This window comes from Paenibacillus sp. G2S3, from assembly GCF_030123105.1.
Lineage (GTDB): Bacteria > Bacillota > Bacilli > Paenibacillales > Paenibacillaceae > Paenibacillus_AQ.
Window position 1 is genome coordinate 5,702,858 of sequence record NZ_CP126095.1, and the last position, 25,071, is coordinate 5,727,928.

Annotated in this window: 12 protein-coding genes and 3 pseudogenes; 6 read left to right on the forward strand and 9 right to left on the reverse strand. The window is 45.1% G+C overall.

Annotated features, from left to right (window positions below):
• The first annotated feature begins 304 nt into the window (after positions 1–304).
• Positions 305–1,321 (forward strand): LacI family DNA-binding transcriptional regulator, encoded by a 1,017-nt coding sequence (locus QNH28_RS25080; protein WP_283909014.1) that lies wholly within the window; start codon positions 305–307, stop codon positions 1,319–1,321.
• Between the two features lie 113 nt (positions 1,322–1,434).
• On the opposite strand, the gene QNH28_RS25085 is transcribed toward QNH28_RS25080, so the two are convergent.
• The 4 genes from QNH28_RS25085 to QNH28_RS25100 all read right to left on the reverse strand — a co-directional run bounded on the left by QNH28_RS25085 (position 1,435) and on the right by QNH28_RS25100 (position 13,323).
• On the reverse strand, positions 1,435–8,955 hold the full coding sequence (locus QNH28_RS25085; RefSeq protein WP_283909015.1) for a LamG-like jellyroll fold domain-containing protein: 7,521 nt from the start codon (positions 8,953–8,955) through the stop codon (positions 1,435–1,437).
• A 462-nt stretch (positions 8,956–9,417) separates the two neighbouring features.
• Positions 9,418–10,428, reverse strand: coding sequence for a ketoacyl-ACP synthase III (locus tag QNH28_RS25090; protein ID WP_283909016.1), 1,011 nt, complete (start codon positions 10,426–10,428; stop codon positions 9,418–9,420).
• A 132-nt stretch (positions 10,429–10,560) separates the two neighbouring features.
• The gene (locus QNH28_RS25095) at positions 10,561–11,229 is read right to left on the reverse strand and encodes a hypothetical protein (protein ID WP_283909017.1); all 669 of its coding nucleotides are present in this window, start codon (positions 11,227–11,229) and stop codon (positions 10,561–10,563) included.
• A gap of 696 nt (positions 11,230–11,925) precedes the next feature.
• The gene (locus QNH28_RS25100; RefSeq protein ID WP_283909018.1) at positions 11,926–13,323 is read right to left on the reverse strand and encodes an MATE family efflux transporter; all 1,398 of its coding nucleotides are present in this window, start codon (positions 13,321–13,323) and stop codon (positions 11,926–11,928) included.
• Positions 13,324–13,484: 161 nt separating this feature from the next.
• Between QNH28_RS25100 and QNH28_RS25105 the strand changes: the two genes are divergently transcribed.
• Positions 13,485–14,366 (forward strand): AraC family transcriptional regulator, encoded by an 882-nt coding sequence (locus QNH28_RS25105; protein WP_283909019.1) that lies wholly within the window; start codon positions 13,485–13,487, stop codon positions 14,364–14,366.
• 74 nt (positions 14,367–14,440) lie between these two features.
• Here QNH28_RS25105 and QNH28_RS25110 read toward each other — a convergent pair whose 3' ends face one another.
• The 3 genes from QNH28_RS25110 to QNH28_RS25120 form a co-directional block, all read right to left on the reverse strand.
• A complete protein-coding gene (locus tag QNH28_RS25110; protein ID WP_481858338.1) occupies positions 14,441–16,045 on the reverse strand; it encodes an extracellular solute-binding protein in 1,605 nt (534 codons plus the stop codon).
• Between the two features lie 75 nt (positions 16,046–16,120).
• A complete protein-coding gene (locus QNH28_RS25115; RefSeq protein WP_283909020.1) occupies positions 16,121–17,014 on the reverse strand; it encodes a carbohydrate ABC transporter permease in 894 nt (297 codons plus the stop codon).
• Between the two features lie 11 nt (positions 17,015–17,025).
• Positions 17,026–17,901 carry an ABC transporter permease gene (locus QNH28_RS25120; protein WP_283912262.1) on the reverse strand — a complete coding sequence of 292 codons (876 nt, stop codon included), beginning with the start codon at positions 17,899–17,901 and terminating at the stop codon, positions 17,026–17,028.
• Positions 17,902–18,414: 513 nt separating this feature from the next.
• On the opposite strand from QNH28_RS25120, the gene QNH28_RS25125 reads away from it, so the two are divergent.
• Positions 18,415–20,649 carry an AraC family transcriptional regulator gene (locus QNH28_RS25125; protein WP_283909021.1) on the forward strand — a complete coding sequence of 745 codons (2,235 nt, stop codon included), beginning with the start codon at positions 18,415–18,417 and terminating at the stop codon, positions 20,647–20,649.
• Positions 20,650–20,778: 129 nt separating this feature from the next.
• Here the strand turns inward: QNH28_RS25125 and QNH28_RS25130 are convergent.
• A pseudogene (locus tag QNH28_RS25130) lies at positions 20,779–20,922 on the reverse strand (sucrose phosphorylase); the annotation flags it as partial.
• Between the two features lie 19 nt (positions 20,923–20,941).
• Between QNH28_RS25130 and QNH28_RS25135 the strand changes: the two are divergent.
• From QNH28_RS25135 to QNH28_RS29770, 3 genes and pseudogenes are all read left to right on the forward strand, one after another.
• The gene (locus QNH28_RS25135; protein WP_283909022.1) at positions 20,942–21,259 is read left to right on the forward strand and encodes a hypothetical protein; all 318 of its coding nucleotides are present in this window, start codon (positions 20,942–20,944) and stop codon (positions 21,257–21,259) included.
• 40 nt (positions 21,260–21,299) lie between these two features.
• Positions 21,300–21,725: pseudogene (locus QNH28_RS29765) on the forward strand (collagen-like repeat preface domain-containing protein); the annotation flags it as partial.
• 231 nt (positions 21,726–21,956) lie between these two features.
• A pseudogene (locus QNH28_RS29770) lies at positions 21,957–23,605 on the forward strand (exosporium glycoprotein BclB-related protein).
• Between the two features lie 336 nt (positions 23,606–23,941).
• Here QNH28_RS29770 and QNH28_RS25145 read toward each other — a convergent pair.
• Positions 23,942–25,054 carry a cysteine desulfurase family protein gene (locus tag QNH28_RS25145; protein WP_283909023.1) on the reverse strand — a complete coding sequence of 371 codons (1,113 nt, stop codon included), beginning with the start codon at positions 25,052–25,054 and terminating at the stop codon, positions 23,942–23,944.
• Between the last annotated feature and the right edge of the window lie 17 nt (positions 25,055–25,071).

Genomic DNA, 25,071 nt, shown 5'->3' on the forward strand with positions numbered 1-25,071 from the left:
AACATCACTCCTCGAATTTCGTAATATTCGTAATTCAAACGAAGAATCGAAATCGGTTTCGACAATGCTATTGTTACTTAGATTTCCATATTTGTAAAGATGTAATTTTGAATTTTTTTACATAAATTTTTTTCGGAATATATCTCAATCTTAAAATATCCGTTTGACTTGTTTCGGCAATAAGAATAGACTTAAAATAACTGTTTTACTCTTCACCCCATTCAAAAAAACTCATAAATAACCGCTCTACTACAGTCTTTCCCCCATATTTCAACTATTAAGCGGAGGGTGGCTTATATTACATATGAATATCAAAATGATTGCCGAAATGGCCGGAGTTTCTGTCTCAACCGTTTCGAAAATTATGAATAATTACAGCGATGTTTCGGAAAAGACCAAGAAAAGAGTCTTGGAGATCATCGAGCAAACTGGGTATTCACCATCCAACTCCGCCAAGACACTTGCAACCAAGAAATCGAATTTGATCGGTGTGATTTTTGCGGGTGAGCTTAATGTAGAATTTACGCATCCTTTTTTCGTTGAGGTATTAAATTCCTTCAAGAAACAGATGGGTGTCTTAGGATACGATCTCATCTTCTTCTCAAACGAGAAATTTATTAGCAGCGGAGATTACTTCGCGCGCGCTGTTCATTTTAATGTGGATGGCTGCGTCATTATATCCGGACAGAAGATGGAGCCAACGATCCACGATCTGGATATGAGCAGTATCCCTTGTATCGGGGTAGATCTCGAACTAAAAGGGAAGAAGTCAGGCTTTGTTATGTCAGATAACTTCCAAATATCCTCTAAGGTCGTGGAGCATTTTTACCTTCTTGGTTATAGGGAGCTTGGTTTTATAGGAAGTGCCGCGGATTCAGAAATATCCAACCTACGGGAAGCAGGATATACCAAAGCTATCGAAAGTTTCGGTCTCCCTTTGAACCGGCGTTGGTTTGTACATGGCGACGATTTCTTTGAGTCCAGCGGGTATACGGCTATGCAACAATTAATTCAAAGCGGCAGTTTACCAAAGGCTATTTTTGCTGCCTCTGATTTACTAGCTTTAGGAGCCATCCGTGCTTTAAAAGAACATGACCTTCGTGTCCCTGAGGATATCGCCATCATCGGCTGTGATGACATCGAAGCCTGCAAATATACTACCCCAAGACTGTCTACCATCCGTCAGAACAAAGAACGTCTTGGTATTCTCGCTGCCCATATGCTCTATGATTTGATTAACAATCAGTCGGGTGGCGGTTCATTTGTAGTGGAGCCCGTACTTGTTGTGCGCGAGTCCTGCGGAAACCAATTGAAATTCTAGGGCATAACATTAATAAATCCCCTCAAAGTTTACAACGCCTCGACCTCGATACGAAGTCTAAGGCATTGTCTAACTTGAGGGGATTTTTCATGTCGGAAGCTTAAAATTTCATTCTAGAATTTCGCAAGTAGATTGGAAATACTCTGAGCTGCCTCGGCACGGGTTGTCATCGATTGCGGAAGGAAGTTACCCTCCTGATGACCCGACAGAAGCTTAGCTTCTAGCGCACCTTGTACATAGGTTACTGCCCAAAAACTAACTTTAGAGCTGTCATTAGTCGGATGGAATGAGCCTGCTTCCGGCTTAACGCCCGTACGATATGCAAAGGCTCTTACCAGCATAGCTGCCATTTCCTCGTGAGTAATCTGTTGATTTGGTTCAAAACGATCCTCGGATACGCCTAGAATAATGCCTGCCTCAAAGGTAGCATTAACGCCCTCTTCATACCACGATCCAGCAACTACATCTTGGAATGAAGTCGAACGGCTCGCAGTTAAAGAAAGGGCTCTGCTGAGGAGAGCTGCATATTCCGCTCTTGTGATGGAACCCGATGGGTTAAACATAGAGTCAGATTGGCCCTTCACGATCTGTTTAGCAGATAGTTCCTGAATGGTCTTGTATGCCCAGTGACTTTCAGGTACATCACGGTAGCTGCTTTGTAACGAAAGAACAACGTATTGACTAAAATGACTCAAATCTACGGTAAGACTGGTTTTGGACGGATTCATTGTCCCCCCTAGATAGGTAAAGCCACCATTTTCCTCGATACGATAAATACCCGCCAGTGCTGGATTGTTTCCATTCAGAATCGGTAATGTTATTTTCACAGGTACAGGGAATTGCTTCAGTGAATAATTATTACCAGACTCATCTGACATGATTAATGAGAAGTCCATGATGTCACCAACCCGTAAATACGGTGGAGCTATCGTCAGATGATTCGATTGAATGGCCTCCATCTTCAAAATTATCGTTGCTGTCTTCGCAGTGGATGGCAGAAGCTTACGAAGCTCATTCAATACTTTGGAGGACATAACGGCACGAACCCCATTCACTTGAATCTCTAGATCCCTATTGCCGATCTGATCGAGTTGATCGATTGGAATCATAACTTGATTCTTATCCGCTTGAAGCTGCAAAATGATGTTTCCTTCAGCACTCTTCGTTAAGAGTTCATCTGGGATAACAACCGCCCCTGTAGGCAGCTCCGGCTTCACCACCACTGGCAGCGTAACATTTAATCCCGGGTTACCCCCACTCGTTGGTGGTGTTGTCGGCGTATCATTTTCACGCATAACAGTAATTGTGTAGATCTGCTTGGTCCCATCTTGAGCTGTCACAGTTACGGTGATCATATTAGTGCCGACATATAAATCTCCACTACCTGTTATCGATACGGTAGCCATAGGATCTGCTAATGTATAGGTTACTCGCGTAACGGTTGTAGTGTAAGGTACAGTCATTTCATAGTTGTATTGCCCAGAGGTAAATCCACGCACCGTAGTTCCGTTAACACGAAGATCTACCAAATCTGCATTGCTTGAAGACTCCGCTTCAGGCTGACGCGTAATGATGATCGTATAAATATTTAGTAATTCGTCTTGAGCGGTCACGGTAACCTTCACGACGTTCCTACCAACCTCAAGGGCTCCACTACCCGTAATCTTAACTACGCTAGTCGGATCGTATGCCGTATAGGTAATATCCGTTACCGACGTACTATAGGGAACCGTTACGTTATAGTTCAACGTACTAGGTGCAAAAGCTGGCAGAGTTTCCCCATCCATTCGTAGATCGGACAGCAGAATTTGGTTAGGTAAGGATTCTGACTCACGGATGACGATAATGGTATACACATTCGAGCTGCCGTCTGGAGCTTGGACATGCACTTCCACCAGATTCTCGCCTACTTGCAGAGATTTACCACCTATGACATGAACGCTTAGCAAAGGATCTGCTACCTTATAAGTGATCTCTGCGACCGAAACATTATTCGGTACACGAATCGCATAGTTCATTTGATCCGGTGTGAAGCCGATCAACGATTGACCGTTTACCTGAAGATCTACTAGTGTTGCCTGAGAGATCTGTACTTCTTTAGTTGCAGTGGTCAAATTCGGCATCGTTTCATGCCCTTTCGCATCTGCAATCATCGCTTGCGTAATTTGTACAGCAGTAGCCTTTTCTTGTGGTGATACTCGTAGCTTAAGAATCGGAGCATCAGCTTGAATGCCATTCGTTGAGGTTAGAATGATTCTTGTTACTCCATTAACCGTCTCCTTGCGCACAATCTTAACGCCAGGTTGAGCCGGTTCAATCGATGAGAAGTTGAGATTGCTGGAGTCCACATTCAAATCAATGGCTGTCACATCTGAAGTCGCATTGTTGATCGATACTTCATAACCGTTAACCTTTTGCGTAGCAGCATCAACTAATTTCGTGAATTGCAAGTCTGCAGCACCTGGTTGTTTCTGTTCAGTCTGCGGTATGAACATACCGTCAATGACATGAGAATCTCCAATCGTTGGATTCAAGCCAAGTGCAGTTAGAACCGTTGCAGCCAAATCTCTCGTATTCCCACCTTGCAACAATTTTTCCTTCCCTGCTTCAGTGGCTACAGTTCTACCATTCGCCGCGAAGAAGATTGTGGTGGCAAGGGGCTCATCTTGCCCATGACTTGTTGCCATGCCCAAAGTTCCGTCTGCATTCTCTTTACCCCCACCATGGTCAGGTAGCATGAGTATGAGCGTGTCTTCCAACAAATGATTGTTCTTTAAAGCATCATAAATGGTCTGGATGTTCTTATCCGTCTTCTTTATTTGCTCATAATACGACTTCGTATAGAATCCATCACCGTGGCCCGCTCCATCCATATCATCCAATTGGAAGAAGATTAACGAGGTATCTTTCGCTTTGCCGCTAGCTGCGTATTGCGTGAACGCCGCTACATCAGCTTCATCTCCTAGGGAATAACCTTCGACACCAACAGAAGGTTCAATATGCCCCTGAACGATGTTGCTCCAGGTGGAGAATACCGTTTGTTTAGTAGCAGGCAATGCCTCCCTAATTTTTTTGAATACCGTTGGGTAGTCCCATGATTCACTGTATGTGTAGGCTGCGGTATCGTCATTATATAGACCATGCTTTTCATAACCAACACCATTGATCATCGAGCCCCAGTTTGGAGATGAGCTGGAAGGTAATGTAGTTTTAGCCGTATAGCTAATAGCTCCATGCTCGATAATATTCCGAATGGCTGGAATTTGCAGGCGATCGCCTACCTTTTCTTTCTTGGCGCTAGGCGTCTCCCAATAAGGAGCATCCTTGGAGACCGCTATACCCCCACCATCAATCCCGATAACAATTACACGTTTATAAGGTTGGTATTGGGCTTGGGCAGCTATATCTGCTAACTCTTTATCTGAAATATCTTGCGCAAGTGCAAGGTCACCTATCGTAACATAACCATCTGCATTAAGATCTTCGGAAACTTTAGCATGGATCTGAATAACGGCAGGCGCCGATTCAAATGCCTTAATCGTTAGTTTTGTTGATCCAGTATAGAAATCCGCATGCTTAACTTCAATGATGCCTTGGCCGGAAGCACCAAGCGTATTGAATTTGAGCTCCGAGATTCTGGACTTTGCATACTCCAGCGGATTCTCGATGTTATAGACATTACCTCCTGGTAGTTCTAGTCTAACGATACCAGGGGTCGAAACGTCTGTCTTCGTTGCGCGCGAGGCGCTGACAAATTCGAACTGTTCTGAATCATAGGCAATCTCAACGACAGCTTTGTCCACTTTAGTCGTCATGTCAGGTGTACGCAGATCTAGGTTATATCGGAATTGCGTACCTTGAACCGTATGCTTAGCTCCAATCAGATTTAATGATCCTGAAAAATCCTCAATAGAAGCGAGCGGCGGAGCACTATTATACATATTAGAAACTTCCTGCGCAGTTAATGTTCTTCCATACATATGAAGCTCATCAAGCTGTACTTGCAGCGCGTTGCTGTAATTGCCTGTACCATCATTGCCGATCATGGTTGACAATCCGGTATCCAGGGTACCTGTCCGACCTGCAATGGTCATAGTGCTAGCGATTCCCTGATAGTTCGTGCCATTGACTTTGGTCACATTAACAGGAACACCATCTTTATAAAAATCAACTCGCCCTGAAGCACGATCATGCGATATGGCGATATGATGCCAGGTGCCGTCTACAACATTTGGAATTTGGGCATCTGCACGCGATTCGCCGGATGTATTAAAGTTCCATTGGAGTGCACTTCCCTTCAGCGCTAAGGCATAACCTACATTTGCACCGGAATCCCAATTTTTGTTGGATAGAATCGCAGGGTCTCCTGAGACAGAAGGCGATTTAACCCAGAATGCGAACGAGAAATTCTTGTCCTTGCCGAATTGCAGACTTGCTGGCTTGCCAAGATCAACATATTGCAGCGCTGAGCTCTTGGAATCGATACTCAAGGCTTGTCCGACGCGACCTTTCACGAACTGTGGATCTTTAACCGGTGTTGCCGGTATAGCATTTACAGATTGATCCTCCAAATTATTCTCGAAGGACATCTGTAGAAGTGTATCCGCAGAGAGCACTGAGCTACCGGTAAAATCGATTTCACTCATACTGGTGAATAAAGCGGTTGGGTTATAGGTGCTCGTGACAACAAATTTCACATATCTACCTTGTATCGCTTTATCCAGCATATTGAAATCTTGATAGCTCGTGCCTTTCCAGGTTTTCTGGAATGTGCCGCTCGCTTTATTCGCCGGATTGCTCAGGTACGCCGGATCGGTCAAATCCGATAATTGATCCGAGGCGTAGAGTTCAAAATCCTTTGGAAATTCCAGAGCCGTCTGACTTAAGCGGCTAGTGCGCCCAATACCAGTTAAGTTCTTACTGCCCTTCATGTCGATAATCACCCAATGTGGAAATGAAGCGACAGGCTCCTGCCATTTGGAATGCCAAATCGTAGCCGTATCGTTATCTAGGATGTTCGCAGCATTGGCATTTTCATTGTCCGCATAAGAACTAAAGGAGTTGATAGTGAATGCGTTCTTAGAAATAAAGGAATATATTGCTGCCTGTTGTATTTTTTTATAGACCCACTGAAGCTCGACATAAGCAAGGTCAATTTCGGTTGGGCTATTACTTGCCGTCAGTTGTCTGGCTTTCTGAAGTTGGTTCGCAAGCTCGTCCAGTTGGTCTTTCGGGTAAGATACACCACTGACTTTATCGCTGTTCTTTTGGAAGGAAGCAGCATCATGAATTAATGTGGTGAGCTGTTCAAAGGTAAAGAGCTGAACACCCTTATAGGAATCCGACAATGCTTTGTTTTCCGTAGCTGTGAGCGATCTCTTCCAGATTCTCAGATCATCTATGGTAATCGTTGCTCCGCCATTTCCTTTGTTGCCATCCACACCAATCAGCGTGTTAAAGGTTGTATCTACACTTTGAGTACCAAGCGAGGCAATACTCCCCGATGCCTTCTCCGTCCCATCTACATAAACTTTTGCTAAGTTGTTTGTTCTGTCCGCTGTAATGGTAAAGAGATGCCACTCCGTTCCGACACTTGATGCTGTAATATCCGCTCTTTTCGTTCCATCACTGATATTTAAGGTCATGCCATTGGTGGAGGCAGGTCCAATATACCAGCCTAGGTTACCGCCACTATTCCAGTTCTTATTGGAAAGGATAGTCTGATCTCCGGAAAGATTGCCTTTGTGCCAGAAAGACACGGTGAAGATTCCTGCTCCGAATTTCAAATCATCTCGTTTTCCCAAATCAATATAATTACTATTGCCCGCTGCAATGATCGCGGCTTTATTGGATTTACCATCGACATACGTTACATTGCCTGCGAGACTTGCAAGCCCTGTCACGTCTTTAGCATCATCAGATAGGTTTCCATCCAATTTCATATCGACAACTAGATCTTTCCACATGGTCGATGGATCAATTGGTGTCAGTTCAGGTGCTTCATTGCCGGCTGTAAACGATTGCTCTAGCGTTGCAGAGCGATTCCCGTAGGCATCAACAGCCGTCACTTGAACAATGTACGAAGTTTGAGGTGCAAGTCCTTCGAGTGGAATATTCATTACATTCGGAATCGGGGAAAAATAGTAGTCAGAGAATACATTTACTGATTTGCTGCTGACTCCAGATCTTTTATCGATGACATTAATCTCATAATGATGCATAGATTGATCATCTTTCGCTTGCTTAAAGGAAAGTAAAGGTATCTTATCCTGATTCGTTATGTCGAGTTCACTACTAAATACAGGAGCAACCTTATTACGGTTGGCCGTCGTGTACTTGAAATTGCTCTTAATCGCTTCATTCGTCGAGCCTTTTAGCTGAATGACCCACTTGTCTCCAGCAACTGAACCCGCACTGTTGAATGGAGGCTGCGGCTCAGCCGTCCATTTGCCGTCTGTGTAGATATCTCCAGGATCTGCGTTAAACGCAATCCGATCCACTTCAACCCGATCCGCATACACCTCAATGAAGTCGGCCTGACTCACAGGAAATTCAAAACGTCCTTCAAGTCCCTTCTTAGTCACTTGGGAGTACCCGCGATCGGATTCAATGTAAGACATGGAGCCGAGGTTGACCGAAGTAAAATCCTTCTGGTAGATGGAGCGATCATCACTAATATTCAGATGGGAGTGTCCTGAGAAGGTAATCACTTGAGGATAGTCTTTGAGATCGGAATAAAGATTAGGATTCGATGCCTGCTGCCCATCCATTACCGTATTCGATATAGGTTGGTGTACATTCACGAATATGGGAGTATTCTGATTTTTCGGATCAGCTGTGAGCTCTGCAAGTCTACCCCTTAGCCAATTACGCTGGCCTGTATCTGAGTTGTAGTTGTTCCCGTTTAAAAATAAGAAATGATAGCCACCGATTTCAGATTCATAATAGCCATTCGGCTGGCTTGTGAACCAGTCCACAGGATAATGTTCGTTGACTTTAGCAACGGTGGAATCGTGGTTACCTATAGCCATTCGGATCTGAGTGTTATTCCACTGCTTTCTAGCTAAATTTTGCTCAAAAATTTCCCGAACCATCACATGATCATTGGGTTTGTCGTTCCCATTATCATTAATCATATCACCAACGACGAGTATCGCATCCGGGTTCGGGAAAATCGACCCTATGGTATCAAAGAATTGGGTGTAACGTGCATCTGCTGAAGCATGTGAGCCTACATGTACGTCAGACATCGCTACAAACTGGAGCAATGGCTTTTCTTTGGTTTTGATGATATAAGAGAAGGTTACTCCTTTACTAGCTACACCATCCTTGATCGTAATGGCAGACAAATTCGTTGTTTTGGAAATCGAGATCGGCCCGTTATATTTCAAACTATGAACATCCGGAAGTGTGCCGTCGAGTGTATAGTAAATGTCAGCATTCTGCGTTGCAGTTGTGAGGTGGATCGTCTGCGCTTCTTCATATCGGCCGGTGGGTACAGAAGTCGTTGGTTGATCTACAGATAGAATCTCAGATTCTTCAGCTGCAAACACAGGGGTGATATTCGGCATCGTAGAACAAATCACTGTGAGTGCCAGTAATAATGCAACAAATTTCCTACCTTTTCTGAACAAAATCATCTCTCCCAAGCATTATTTTATAGTTTTGAATCCCATGAGAACTCTCCATCGACAAAAGAGCTAACTACCCTTATCTCGGATATATTCGATAACTCCTCCTTTCTTCATCCTATTCAAATTACATCCCATACTATTTTTTTGGTAGACTGGGGTCTGCTGTGTTTATTGTAGGTATGGATTATTTGCCTAGCATTAAATATCTGTAAACTTCAAAAGATGCATCCAAAGGCTGTGATATGGGTCGAAATGACTAACTCAATCCCAAAAGACGCCTAATAGATGAACAAAATATGCATATCATTAGCCGAACATGATCATAACAGTAGCCAAATACATGCATAACATATGCCCGAAAATACTTTTAGTAATGAAACAAAAACGACCATCCCTCGGAAAAATACCGAGAAATGGTCGCAGCTTTAACAATATTTTATTATTTATGTTTACTCGAACAACTCACAATAACGTTGGCTCCCCTACTAGTTCATCCAAGTTCAGCTCCACCAGTTGGCCCGCCTGCGTCAGCCCCGCACCAAAGCCATACATCAGAATCTTGTGCCCGTTCTTTACTTTGCCTTCACGAATGCCCAAATCAAGAGCCAAGGGAATCGTTGCGGCAGAAGTATTGCCAAAATTCACAAGACTATGCAGCACTTGCTCCATTGGATAGTTCAAGCGTTCGCAAATCGGCTCAATCATTCGCATATTTGCGCTGTGTGGAATAAACCAATCGACTTGCTTCAGGCCTACTTCTGCTTTTTCAAGCAGCTGCTGTACACCGAGAGGAACAGTTCTGACCGCCCAGCGAAACACCTCGCGTCCGTTCTGTACGAGCATCTGTGTATCTACCAGTTCAATATTATTCACCGTATGGGCTAGACCCGTGCGATACACATGATGCGCGCCGCTGCCATCACTAGCTAGCTGAAAGCCTAAAAATCCCGTCGATTGCTTATCACTCTCCACAAGCACTGCACCGGCCCCATCACCAAAAAGGATACATGTACTGCGATCAGTATAATCTGTAATCTTGGAGATCGTATCCGCACCAATCACTAGAACCTTACGGTGCATCCCTGAAGCAACATAGCTATGAGCTGTATGAAGCGCATATACAAAACCTGCACAGGCTGCGCTCAAATCTATAGCTCCTGCAGTCTGCGGAATATTTAAGCGGTCTTGAATCAAAGAAGCTACTGAGGGAAAGGAAAAATCAGGTGTACTAGTAGCTACAAGGACCATATCCACATCCTCAACGCTTTTTCCATAACGTTTCATTAGATCCTGTACTGCCGATACACATAAATCGCTTGTGTATTCATCCTGCCGACTAATTCTGCGTTCACGAATTCCAGTACGCCCCACAATCCACTCATTATCAGTATCCACCATCTGCTCAAGATCGGCATTGGTCAGTCTTTTAGCCGGGACATAAGTTCCGATAGCTGTAATTTTTGCACCTGTCATTCCAATCACCTCTTCATTTAGTATCTGATATTAGTACTTGGTACTAATTATAACTCTACACCTGCTATAAAGTAAAGAATGCCGGTAAAGCAGCATGGCTTCCCGGCACTTTCAATACATATCTCGAACTACTTAAGCACGATTTACTTTGCGGTGTTTTCTTTTTCTGACGAAAAATAGAATCGCAGCAATGATTACCACCACTAGGATGATTAACACGATCACTATATTCCATACATTTGGCACATAAAGCTGCATTTTGATCGGCTCCGTATCCCCCAGGGTAACATTCCAGGTAAGTGTTCTGCCTTCATCAACGGCTGCATTATTATCACCAATTAGGTCTATTGGCAACGTTAATTTAAAATCAAATGCCAAGTTTTTCAGCACCGCCCGAATAATCGGCTTTGATAAACTCAGCGTTCCCATGTTATCCATAATGGTATCCATATAGCTATTAAATTGAGGCTGCGCCTCAACATCATACGTGGTATATAACAAATTCTTTTTGGTAACGAGCTGTAGATCCACAATATCTAGCCCAGTAGAGGTTGAACCTATATCCTCAAATGAAGTGTAATTTTTCTGGATTTGATAGACTGTAGATTTTCCCTCTTGTCTGCTCTCTAGCTGAATCCCTTCCTCCTTCAGTTTGTCTGTCAGGCTCTTCTCCATTTTATCGCTGATCAATGCTTCTGTTCGGGAATCCAATTTCACATTCATTGCTAAATCTACACTTTGATTCTTATTCACCGTGACGTGAACGGTACCATTAGAGCATCCCGATATTAGTATCATCATTAAGAGCAGTGTTAGGATCGTCAAGCCTCTCCATTTTAACGGCATTTTCCTCAAACCCTTCAGTAATATGTATTCATAAAACAGGTACCCATGCTCTAAAGGCTAACTCATTTATATCATAGAATCAAATTCTATATGAATGAATAATCAAATTTCAGAACCATCAAACTTAAACTTTATACTCGCACAAAAAAGAGGCTAAACCTTAAGTAATAATTACTCATGAGGTAGCCTCTCTTAAAAACATCACCCAACACCCACAGCTCGGTGGGAGTTTGCGCAGCAGATGGGGATTGTGCTTGGCGCGCATAGGGTGCTCAGTGGTGCTTTGAATGCTTGATGTTTGTTGACGCTTGATATTTGTTGACGCTTGATGTTACTTGCAGCTCTCAAAGTTGCTATTGGACTCCAGAGTCGCTATTTCCGAAAAAACGCCTCTTTGGGGCAACTATCGGACTCCAGAGACACTACCGGCGCAAAATGACAGCATTATGGGCAATTTTTCGAGGAATAGCGCCTCTCCAGTCCGAAATTATTCAAAAAAGGCTCTAAATTGGCAAATAGCTGCATCTGAGTCCGAAAGCACATCGCCCTTCAGCAAACACACTCCGCTGCCGTCACAAAATGCTACTCAACAAACAAAGTCCGACTCTAAAAGCACTCCATTGCCCACCAGGGTGGACTATAGAGTTCCGCTCATGTAGTTAACGAAGCGCTTCTTTTCCCGGCTCCATGTAGTGAGGCATTCTCTTCACTCAAGCCGATATCCGCCTGACGGAGAACTTTTCTCCCTCTCCAGCGCATTAGAACAAGCATCCCCCGCACAAATTCATCAGCAATCATACAGCAGTAGATCCCCGTGAGCCCCCAGCCTAAGCTGATTCCAAACCAGTAAGAACATCCCACTCCAATAATGGACATAGACACGATAGAAGTATACATCGTATAACGGGTATCGCCGATGGCGTTCAGCGCATTACCCATGCCCATGTTCAGCATTTTGCAAGGTTGCAGTAGGAGATTTAGGGCCAATAGGGAAATCCCAATCGCAATAATCCGCGGGTCAGAAGTGAAATAACCTAGCAGATTCCTGCCGAAAAGAAATAGCAGTAACATGTTCGCTGTTACAATGGCCAAGCCGATATACAGTGTTCGATATGCACTACGATAGGCCTCTTTCAGTTTGCCTGCCCCGAACAAATGCGCAATCTGTATCTGTCCGGCTAGCGCGATTGCATATCCTAACGTGAAGCAAAAGGACTCTAAGGTATTAAGATAAGTCCGTGCGGCTAACGCTTCAGCTCCCAGTGCGGCTAGAAAGGAATAAACAATCAGCTGCGAGAACACCCAGCAGGAAGAATTAATTCCAAGTGGCCAAGCAATCTTTATAATTTCCTTGAATAACTTACCGTTGAATATACGAAAATCTCTAAGTCTAATCTTAATCTCGAACGAACCTCTAAACATGCTATACAGCATGATCACTCCGACCAGTCTACTGATAATACTTGAGATCGCAATTCCCGCAAGCCCTAGCTGTGGCAGACCGAACATCCCGAATATAAAAATATAGTTCAGAATAATGTGGATGACATTTATGATGATCCCTGTGTACATTGGTCCTCTGGTGTTCCCTGTATTACGAATCGCTGTACCAAGGGAAGCAATCATCCCTACCAAAAACAGACCGCCGCCGACATACGAGATATAGATATTGGACAGTGATAATAGCTCAGGCGATATATTTAGAATCCCCGCTATTGGACCCGCATAGAAGAACAGGATGATACTCACGACAATACCAAGGATCAGACTAACCGATACGCCCATAATTGCAATCGTACGCGCTTCGCTGAAACGTTTTGAACCCATTCTTTGCGCGATCAGGATACCTGCCCCACCTGCAAAGGTGGTAAAAAGTGTGGTCAACGCACCGAACAATTGATTGGAAATGCCGACTACGGCAACTGCATCGTCAGAAATACGGCTGACCATGAGCGTATCCACCGTACCTAGCAGGGTCTGTAGAATCACCTCTATAAATATAGGCCAAGCCAATACCCATAGTCCAAAGCCCTGTCTTTCTTTTTTCACTAAACAAACCCTCCTCTTAAACCAAACATATAGACTGGACCAAAGAAACAGCATATTTTTTCTTTAGGTCAGACTAAATTATAGATGATATACTTTTGGTGATGGTACAGATTTCAAACCAATAATTTCATTATTCCAACCTCATAAAAGGAGATCTCTCCATGAACATTTTTAATTTTACCGTCCCGCCAATGCTCTACTATATCGTAAGTGGATTGCACTCCTTCTCACCCGGTCATTACCACATGAGCCGTCACAATATCAAGGTGTTTGACTTGCTTGTAGTCAAGCAGGGTTGCCTATATATGAATGAAGGAGGTCTCACCTTTCAGATTAGAGCAGGTCAGGCACTGCTTCTTCGCCCAGATAGTCATCATTTCAGTACAGACAGCTGTAAAGAGCCCACCTCTTATTACTGGCTTCATTTTCAGACAGTGGGCGATTGGACTCTCTCCGAGGCTACGGCTACAGCACCAGAGACAGAACACACCAGAGCGGAGCATCCTCTTCATTCTGACGAATTTAATATACGCACTTTTACCTTACAGCTGCCCCAATATACCACTTTGCTACAACCGTCCAAGATGGAAGAACTGCTCTCGCAGCTGAATCAACTAGCGCCTAATTCCCATTTGAGCGATACTCCATTTCAGCAGCAGTTGCTATTCCAAGAGGTTCTTCAGCAATTATCCGCCTCTCTGAGCCAAGAGCGTCCCTCTCCCTCGAAAATATGTGCGGAGCAAGCTGCCTCCTATCTGCGCAGTCATTTTCGCGAGCACATCACAGCACAGCAGCTTGGGGAGAACCTGAACTTTCACCCTGTATATATCGCTCGCTGCATGAAAAAGGAGTATGGCTGTGCACCCATGGATTACCTACTGCACTACCGGATTCAGCAGAGTAAACTGTTACTGATGCAGACTAGTTATACGATTGCCCGGATCGCCGAGGAGGTCGGTTTCAATCAGGCACCTTATTTCAGCTTCAGCTTCGTCCGTATTGAGGGGACCACTCCACGGGAATTCCGCCAACGTTTCTCGTAACCCTAAACACGCTAAAGAACGCAAAAAAGGGCTGCTCCCCGCCACATGGCTTAAGGAACATCCCTTGCTGCTCTTTACTTCAAACCCTTCTCCTGTACGTAAGCATCCCACTGCTTGATATATTCGGTCTGGATTTTCTCAAGACCGGCTTGCTTAGCCTTTTCCATAAAGGTGGCTAGACCCGCATCAACATCCTCTACCAATCCAGCTTGCAGCGGATACAGGTATTGCTTCTCTACCTGCTCCAACGCCGCTTTTTCAGCCTGATAAGAAGTATAATCCTCTGCAAATCCTGTGAAGATATCCGGTTTCTGAATCTTATCAAGCTCAGCGAAAATCTCTTTGACGCCATCATAAGATTTGTCGAATATCATAAATTCCGGATTCCGCCATGCCCAGCCGTTCATCCCTTCACGAGTGAAACCGTTCGTAGAAGCGTCTCCAATCAGTTCATAATAACCATTCGCATCAACCTTATAATTTTTTCCTTCAACACCGTATTGCGTCAACTGATTATAACGTTTATCCATAACCATCTTCTCATAGAAGGCTAATGCACGATCCGGGTTTTTGCTGCCCTTCGGAATAGCGAACCCATTATGAATAGGGTGCACCGGTGTTGCGTAACCGATGGTTTTACCGTAAGGATAATAACCCAGCTCCCAATCTGGATGGGCTGCTTTAACTTTCATCAGCGTATCGTTGAAGCGGGTCGGGTTATCTCCAAAAATACTTGCCGCTTTTCCTGCAATAATCGGAGCTTGAAGAGTATCCTTCACATTCAATACATTTTTGGAGATTAAGCCTTTTTCCTGCCATCGTCTCATGGTCAGCAGTTCCTCTTTATGTTCCTCCGAGCCCCAGTAAAGATAAGCCTTCGAAGGATCGCTGTACTTGATTCCGATACCATAAGGCAGCGGGCTTCCGACCATAGCGGTAAGTGTGGTGTAGACATCATGCAGATTCCCCCTAACATCACTGTTAAAGGATGCCGGCGACATCTTCGGTTCATTCTTCTTTATACCTTCCATATAAGCCTCATAGCTGGCCAGATCGGTTGGCTGAGGCAGATTATATTTCTTGCGAAGATCCTCACGCCATACGAAACCATTCGTTACATATTCCTTATAGGTCGCAGGTACAGTGTAGATCTTGCCATCAATCTTAACTGCATCCCACATATCCTGCGGTACAAATTGCTGGAGCGCTGGAGCAGCCGTCGGCAGCAAATCATCTATAGCTAAAAAAGCTCCTTTTTTAGCGTAAGCTTGATACTGTGTCCAGTCCGCAGTGAAGATCAAATCAATCGATTGGCCAGAAGACAGCAGCAATTTATACTTCTGATCCCAATCTGTCCAAGTTGTATAGTTGAATTTAACGGTAGCATTCAGATCTTCTTCAGCCATCTTATTAATTTCCGCTTCAATGCTCGAAAGATCCTTAGGGGCATCGCCCAGCATATAAAATTGCAGTTCAACCTTCTTCGATGTATCCAGCCCCGTTTTCTCCTCTGTCCCGGCGTTGGTACTCTGAGCTGTCTCCCCTCCGTTGTTGCTCTCTTTTACCGCTGCATTATCCCCGTTCGTGGAACTAGAATTTCCCCCACAGCCTGCCAGTAGAGCCAAGCTCAGTACTGAAGTGAGCAGAATAGACATGCTTTTGCCCCGTAGCTTATTCATCTGAATCCTCCCTTTTCACTATGATTCTATGTTAGCCGACTTTACCTAAGCCCGGGTAGGGGTAAGGTTGCGGTTCTAACCTTTTACAGCTCCGATGGTCAACCCTTTGACGAAGTAACGCTGAACGAACGGGTATAGAAATAGAATCGGTCCCGTCACAACAATCGCCATCGCCATTTTGGTAGACTCAGCAGGGACTTCCGTAGCCAGCGACACCCCAGTTCCAGCTCCCATTTGCGCAATGAACTGCGCTGAATTGATAACATTGTACAGATAGAATTGCAGTTGATATTTATGGGTGTCATTAATGAACAGTGAAGATGTGAACCAGTCATTCCAGTAATACAATGCCAGGAACAATCCAACTGTAGCGATCCCTGGCATGGAGAGCTTGAGCACGATCTGCCAGTAGATTCTGAAATCACCGGCCCCGTCTATTTTTCCAGAATCGAACAACTCCTCGGGGACTGCTGATTTAATGAAGTTCTTCATTAAAATAATCAAGAATGGCGTCATCAGACCAGGTAGCACCAGTACAGCATAGGAATCTAGCAAGCCGAGGTATTTGGTGATCATGATGTACCACGGGACAAGTCCTCCACCAAACAAAGTCGTAAAGTATATATAGAAGGAAAAGGTATTCCGATATTTAAAATCCTTGCGGGCTAACACGTAACCGGCCATTGTCATGAAGAAAAGCCCAAGTATCGTTCCTATCAAAGTTGTGGTGGCTGTGACGGCATACGCACGCAACACTTCATCCGGGAAGATGAATACTGTCTTATAGCCTTCAAGGGAGAACTGCCCCGGAATCAGATGATAGCCATCCCGGATAATAGATTCATTACTAGTCAATGACGCCGAAATTATTAGCAAAAAGGGCAGTAAACAAGCTATCGACAGACCAATGATGACCACATAGGCAATCCAATGAAGCATTCGAGTATATTTATCCGTTTGAATTCTCATTTCTTATCCTCCTAGAACAGGGCGTAGTCATCGTTTATTTTGCGAATAATATAGTTGACCGTCATAATCAGGACAAAGCCGAACAAGGATTGATAGACTCCGGCAGCTGTTGCCATGCCCACATCGAAGGTTACTTTAAGCGAACGGTATACATAGGTATCAAGAATATCTGTCGTATTGTAGAGCAGCCCGTTATTGCCTATTAATTGATAGAAAAGATCGAACTGGCCTTTCATGATACTGCCGAGCGCGAAGAGCAGCAGCACTACAAAGGTTGATTTCAGCATCGGCACCGTAATATACCAAATTCGTTGAATAATATTAGCGCCATCAATCTTGGCCGCTTCATAATATTCGTCACTGATGCCTGTAATCGCCGCCAGATAGATAACCATGCTGTAGCCGAGATTTTTCCAAAGATAAAAGATTATGATCAGAAAGATCCAAGCCCAAGGTTTACTGTAAACGTCGACCGGATCAAGGCCAAATTGGATGAGCATTGTGTTTAAGAAACCGCTGTCATAATTAAACAAGTTGTAGACGATTACGCTGAGAATTACAAAGGATACGAAATAGGGCAGAAACATTACCGATTGGCTAATCTTTTTAAACCATTTTCCATTGAGTTCACTAAGCAGGATTGCACAGGCAATCGCCAGCACATTCCCCAGTACAATAAAAGCGATATTGTATCCTATCGTGTTCATTGTGAGCTTCACCAGCGTACCGGATCTCCAGAGAAACTCGAAATTCTGCAACCCGACAAACTTGGAATTGAACATACTACTGTTGAAGTCGAATTGAGTGAACGCATAATAGATGCCTACCATTGGAAAATAGGAATTCACCAGAAAAAAGATCAAGGTGGGCAGCAGCATCAGAAACATTACCCGATTGTGCACCAGTTCATACAGAAATCCTTTCTTCTTTCTTCTCGTTCGTAAGCGTGCTCTACCATCAGCCTGGATGCCAAGTTCGACGGTTGAGATTCCTTTGGATGAGGTTTGGCTCAAGTTCTCTCACTCCCCTTAATATAGAAACTGCATAATTCCACTATAGGGAGATTCTCCTGAACACAGAAGTGAAGCTTACAAGCCTTATTGCACAAACTTGCGAAACAGGGACTGAACAATTGGGGTATTTATGTAAAAGTACTCAAGAGCCTTCGAAAGACCTTAAGGCTTGTCTATTTCCGATTAACGCTTATAATTCTTGTAGAAAATGCTGTTATGTACACAAATATTTAGTTTGTTCACTACCTGCAGATAGGAAAAATACAGCATTCTAAGGTTGCTTCACTGTTCCGTTCACTCTTAGCGATTTATAATAAAAGAACTTCATAAGATGAATTCACCCAGAGCCTTACCCAAGGAAGTTATATGATGATCAGGGGGGACGGTATGAAGAATAATGATCTACGAAGAAAAAGACTACTGTACGGCAAGCTGCTCACCACCATAACCCTTTGCATATCGTTAACCCTTCTTGTCTCTACATTTGTCTACTATACGTACTACATCGGCGTCGAGAAGACGCAGACCTTTCGCTCCGATCTAAGAGACCTGACCCAGACTGGCAAAAAAGTGGTCAACATGGCTGAAGTCGCGCAAACGCTTTCATTTCAACTGTATCGAACCAGTACGATTTCCCATCTGTTGTTCTACAACAAGCCTTCTATTTATGAAGTGACGGCGGCGATGTCCGATCTCGGAAACTACTTAAATTCCATGCCATATATTGAATCCATCTACGTATATAATCCGAACAATGACACGGTTTATATCTCGGCTGCGCAAGGGCAGAACGGAGTGTACACCACACGAGAATTAGAGGACACTGAAATCATACAGATGCTGAATCATTATCAGGATTACAAAACCTTCACGCCGATTCCGCGAACCTATTCAATAGATGATCCTGAAAAGAAAACCATCTCAGTCTATACTTACCTCTGCTATGATGCGATCAATTGGGACCGCTCTATTAATTCTGCGGTTATTGTTAACATCTCTGCAGCTTGGATCAATAAAGAACTGGCTAACGGGAACACTCCAGGTAGTGGTAGTACCTACATTTTGGATGACCAAGACCGATTTCTGTCGGGGAATACGCTGACACTGGAGAAGCTGTCTGGGGAGGAAAACAGTTGGCTGGAGCATCAAGTAAAAGCACGTTCTGCCGGCTATTTTACCGCCCCTTTTAGAGGGAATAAATCACTGGTGTCCTATACCTCACCCGATTCGCTTGGCTGGCAATATGTGCGCATTACTCCTTATGGGTTAATCACTGAACAGACCAATCAAATACGTAATACTACACTTCTGATTTCTCTAATTATTTTATTGTTCGGTCTTGTTATTTCTAGAGTGCTGTCCAAACGACTCTATCTGCCGATAGATTCCATCGTAAGCCGAATGAATACGCTTGAAGCGGATAAACGCAACAGCATGTTTACGATTAGACAGAATTCATTACGTAATCTTGTTCTCGGTATAAGAGCCCCCCACAGCAGCCGTTCTAGTGATTTTGAACAACTAAGTATTGCTTTCAGCTTTAACGAAGGCTATCGGCTTGTATTGCTGCGTATTGATGAATACAATATCCTGCGACAAGAACGAGGTGCTTATCTACTTGCATACAAGTTCGCCATCATGAATATTGCCTCAGAAATTTGCGGTCAGACTTATCAAGTGGAAAGCGTAGATATGAACGATGACAGCGTAGTAATGTTACTTAGCAGTATGACGTCCGCGGAGCATCTCGATTCGGAATTAATCGAAGTGTTGCTACGACAAATTCGCGTAGCCTGCTGCGACTATTTAAAAATCGGTCTGTCGCTAGTATACAGTCCCATCAGTGATAATCCAGATGTACTAAACCGGGTATACAGTCAGGCTAGAGAAGCCTCTAAGCATAGGCTGTTTTATGGTCACGGCTGTCTGATCAATGCCGAGCGTATTAGTGAGCTTAAGAACAACCTCTACGCCTATCCGGCTGACAGTGAGAAGAAGCTGGTCGACGCCCTTACGAGCGGAAGAACCGATGAAGCCCGCAGTCATTTCTCCGAAATTCTACGTGAAATGGAGCAATATCCGTATCATGTGCTGGAGTTGACGGTTTCAAGGGTGACGCTAACGATTAAACGAATCGTCGACAACATCAGGAAGCTTAGTCCTACCTCCACAGAAGGAATAATGGTGATGCCAGCGCTTGAAAATTATGAGACCATAGAAGAATTTGAAGCAGCTTTTTACCAGCTTTTTGATCATATTCAGGAATTCCAGGCGGATAAGCGCAGCTCCAAGCAAAGCGATCTGATCCGGCAAATCAACCAAACCATCCAGCAATCTTATATGGACCCCTGCCTGAGTCTAAATCAAATTGCCGATGAACTTAATATGTCTCCGATCTATGTCAGCAGACTATATAAGCAGCAGACCCTAACCACTATTGTGGATGTCATCATGGATGTACGAATGAAAGAAGTATGTCGCCTTCTGGTCGAGACCGATCTGTCGGTATCAGATATTGCTGAAATGACTGGCTTCACCAGCAGTTCTTATCTCCATCGAATGTTCAAACGCAACTTCAGCCTCACACCGATAGAGTACAGACGTGCCAAGAACAGTTCATAGTACTAATGACCTCTCTACTCCAAAAAGATGGGTGCTCCAGCAGCCATTTCAACGGCCTTTGGAACACCCATCGTTATCCTTTAGATTATTAAAATACCTTTACAACATTGGCTTCATTCTCGCCTGCAAGAATAGTGAACTCTTTTTGCTGAATTTCAACAATTCGAACAGCTTCTGAACAACAGGACGTTCTACCTGAGCATCAATTTCATCTTTAGTATAATAATGGCGATTAATGTTACGTCCTTCTTTTGTGCTTTCGAGCAGTTCAACTGAACAGCAAGGCATTCGAGTGCCCGAGCAACTGAAAATCATCGGTTATGATTACCACAGCTTTACACGCATGCTTCAGAGTCCTAAATTAACTACCATTATGCAGCCTAGTGATCTAATCGGGGTCATGCCGACAAATACCCTCCTGCAAATGATCGAAAGTGCTGACGGAGAGCTGATCGCAATACTACTTAACTTATCTATTAAAAAGGCAGACTACCGTTTTTTGGTAGCCTGCCTTTTTGTTATGGTTACATTTATATCGACTCTCACCGTGATTATTGTAACAACTTCCGCTTCTCAGAATATGCTGATTGGGCAGGTTCCCAATTTTTAAAGGAATGAAGAGGAGAAGCTCAAGGAGGAGATACAGAAACATGTCGGATCATAATCATAGACCCTTTAAAGGTGAAGCTATCCTAAACAAGCAAGGAAGAATAAGCAGTCCTATTAGAAAAAGGGAGTGCGCCGCTCTATTAAAAATAGTCACTGAGCTCTCTGCAGTGGTACCTCCCGCACTTACGAATCCCACAACACTTCATATTACGAATCTTCAAAGAGTGTTAAGAGAACTCATGGAATTCTTGCATGACGCTAAGATATGCAGCCCTTTTAGAACGGAGCTTCTTTCTGTAGTAGAAATAACCATTGTATCTACTGAAGTCAGTCCCTTCTCAGTCGTAAGCGTTGGCACCAATCTTCAACAGCTGTTAGCCGAGTTATTATCTTTTATTCTCGCTACGAAGATTGACACTCATTGCAAAGATCAGTTGGTAATTCAAATCAGACATATTCAGGCTTCTATTTCACAAGCACTTGGCTTACCTATTAAGGGTGCGACGGGGCCACAGGGACCCCAAGGGCCACAAGGACCTCAAGGACCTCAAGGGCTTCAGGGGCCTCAAGGATCTACTGGTGCAGGGCTGCAAGGAATTGTAGTCTTTAATCCCACACAAAGTCCTTCTTATCCAGCAGGTCAAGTAGTAACCTACAATGGCAGCACCTATATAGCTACCGTTGCTGGACCTACCGGAATACCAGGTACTTCACCAGATTATTTATTAATTGCTGGTGGAGCTACTGGAGCTCAAGGGCCTCAAGGACCTCAGGGACCACAGGGACCTCAGGGGCCTACTGGAGCAGGGTTGCAAGGAATTGTAGTCTTTAATCCCGTACAAAGTCCTTCTTATCCAGCAGGTCAAGTAGTAACCTACAATGGCAGCACCTATATAGCTACCGTTGCTGGACCTACTGGAATACCAGGTAGTTCAACAGATTATCTGTTAATTGCTGGTGGCGCTACGGGACCTCAAGGGCCACAAGGACCACAAGGCGTGCAAGGGATTCAAGGGCCAACAGGTGCGCAAGGACCAACGGGTCCAGGCGCAGGAGCAACGGGCGCTACAGGCGTAACGGGCGACCCAGGTGTCGCAGGGGCAACGGGCGCTACAGGCACGACAGGGACTGCTGGCGCTGCGGGGGTTACCGGGGCGACAGGGACCGCTGGCGCTGCGGGGGCTACCGGGGCGACAGGGACTGCTGGCGCTGCGGGGGTTACCGGGGCGACGGGGACCGCTGGCGCTGCGGGGGTTACCGGGGCGACGGGGACTGCTGGCGCTGCCGGGGCTACTGGAGCGACGGGGACCGCTGGCGCTGCCGGGGCTACCGGAGCGACAGGGACTGCTGGCGCTGCGGGGTTACCGGGGCGACGGGGACTGCTGGCGCTGCCGGGGCTACTGGAGCGACGGGGACTGCTGGCGCTGCGGGGGCTACCGGAGCGACAGGAACTGCTGGCGCTGCGGGGGTTACCGGGGCGACGGGGACTGCTGGCGCTGCCGGGGCTACCGGGGCGACAGGGACTGCTGGCGCTGCCGGGGCTACTGGCGCGACGGGGACCGCCGGCGCTGCGGGGGCTACTGGCGCGACGGGGACTGCTGGCGCTGCGGGGGTTACCGGGGCGACGGGGACTGCTGGCGCTGCGGGGGTTACCGGGGCGACAGGGACTGCTGGCGCTGCGGGGGCTACTGGCGCGACGGGGACTGCTGGCGCTGCCGGGGCTACCGGGGCTACCGGGGCGACAGGGACTGCCGGCGCTGCCGGGGCTACTGGCGTAACGGGTGCTATCGGAGCTACTGGTGTTACAGGTGTTACTGGCGTTACTGGGGCTGGTGCAATCATTCCGCTGGCATCTGGAGGACCTATTATTATGACCACGATTTTAGGTGGTTTGGTTGGAACAACAAGCCTTATAGGCTTCGGAAGTTCAGCCACAGGCATTTCTCTTGTTGGCGGTAATATAGATTTGACAGGTACTGTCCTAGGTCCGCTTATCAACTTTGCATTCTCGACTCCTCGTGCAGGAGTGATAACATCACTTGCAGCTTACTTCAGTAATACCATAGCTTTATCGCTGCTTGGTACTACGGTAAATGTAACAGCACAATTGTACGAATCTGCCACACCAAATAACACATTCACTGCTATTCCAGGCGCAATAGTACCACTTCCACCTATCACCGGTACTATTAATTTAGGAACTTTTGTCAGTGGAGTTACAAATGGTATCAATTTCCCTGTAACAGCGCAGACACGTCTTCTCATGGTATTTTCAGCTACTGCAACAGGACTTAGCCTTGTAAATACAGTCACTGGTTATGCAAGTGCTGGCTATACTATTGATTAATTAATCACACTAATACAAACTAAAACATCTGCCACTCCATAAAAGGAGTGGCAGATGTTTTTATAGTAATATAAGATTTAAAATTTCTTAATCTTTCGGACTCAGATGCCGCTATTCGTTCATTTATCGCCTCAAAGAGGGATTTTCGGACCGGAAAGACGCTATTGAGCAAAAATGGGGGTCAACTTCGTCTTTTTTGTGCAAATAACGCCTCTGGGGTCCGATAGCAATCCAAAAGAGGAGAATACTACAAATAAGAGCCCCTAAGTCCGATAGCAAGTCTATTTTCTCGGAATCATACTAGTCGCCATTAGCTACTCCATTCCTGACAATCTACTATAACAAATACGCTTTCAGCTTCCCGATAACCTCATCGATCTCCGCTTTTGTCGTATACCGTCCCACACTGAATCGAATCGCTCCCTGCCCAATGTCCTCCGAAACACGCATGGCCTTTAATACAGGTGAGAGCGAGGTTTCTCCAGCATGGCAAGCTGAGCCTGTTGAGGCAGCCACATCTTCTAGCGAAGCAATAACTTCGTGACCCACCGCTCCAAGAAAACTAACGTTAAGCGTGTTGGGCAATCGCTTATGCAGATGACCGTTTAAATGAATTTTTTCTCCAAAAGACTCCTGTAGATTTTCGAAGAAATAGTCTGTAATTTGCCCAACTCTCTCTCTGGAAGCAGAGTCCGCAGCAAGCTCACAGGCTTTTCCTAATCCAATAATATACGGTGTGTTTTCCGTTCCGGCACGTCTTCCCTTCTCATGCCCCGCTCCATGAATTAAAGGTTCAATATGAATTCCTTCTCGGATATACAATGCCCCGATCCCCTTAGGTGCATATAATTTGTGACCTGCAAGGGTCAGAAAGTCTACCCCCAAATCTGCCACATCCAGCACTACTTTTCCAGCGGACTGCGAAGCATCAGTATGAACAAGAACACCCCGTTCGTGGCAGGCCTCGGCTATTTCTTTGATCGGTTGGATCGTTCCGGTTTCGTTATTAGAATGCATAATGGAGACGAGTATGGTTTGATCCGTAAGCTGCTCTTTTACATCCTCAACAGCAACCATCCCATACGAATCAACAGGTACATACGTAATGGAGTAACCCAACTGCTCCAGATACTGACAAGGTTTAATCACCGCAGGATGCTCTACAGCAGACACAATAATATGATTGCCTTTATGTCGATACGTTTGGGCGACTCCCTTAATGACAGTATTATTCGATTCGCTGCCCCCGCTTGTAAAAAGTACCTCACCCGGCGTACAATTCAGAAAATCAGCCACCTGTTGTCTCGCTTGCTCTATTCCGGATTTCGCGTCTCTTCCCAAACTATGACTGCTCGAAGGATTCCCAAAATACCCATAAAGATATGGAATCATAACCTCTGCTACTTCCTTATCAACAGGTGTGGTAGCGTTATAGTCTAAATAGATCATCTGTTACGCAGAGCCTC

Coding starts and splice junctions, on each gene's coding strand:
- QNH28_RS25080 (WP_283909014.1), top strand. CDS start 305: ATGAATATCAAAATGATTGCCGAAATGGCCGGAGTTTCTGTCTCAACC.
- QNH28_RS25090 (WP_283909016.1), bottom strand. CDS start 10,428: ATGACAGGTGCAAAAATTACAGCTATCGGAACTTATGTCCCGGCTAAA.
- QNH28_RS25095 (WP_283909017.1), bottom strand. CDS start 11,229: ATGATGATACTAATATCGGGATGCTCTAATGGTACCGTTCACGTCACG.
- QNH28_RS25105 (WP_283909019.1), top strand. CDS start 13,485: ATGAACATTTTTAATTTTACCGTCCCGCCAATGCTCTACTATATCGTA.
- QNH28_RS25110 (WP_481858338.1), bottom strand. CDS start 16,045: ATGAATAAGCTACGGGGCAAAAGCATGTCTATTCTGCTCACTTCAGTA.
- QNH28_RS25115 (WP_283909020.1), bottom strand. CDS start 17,014: ATGAGAATTCAAACGGATAAATATACTCGAATGCTTCATTGGATTGCC.
- QNH28_RS25120 (WP_283912262.1), bottom strand. CDS start 17,901: ATGTTTCTGATGCTGCTGCCCACCTTGATCTTTTTTCTGGTGAATTCC.
- QNH28_RS25125 (WP_283909021.1), top strand. CDS start 18,415: ATGAAGAATAATGATCTACGAAGAAAAAGACTACTGTACGGCAAGCTG.
- QNH28_RS25145 (WP_283909023.1), bottom strand. CDS start 25,054: ATGATCTATTTAGACTATAACGCTACCACACCTGTTGATAAGGAAGTA.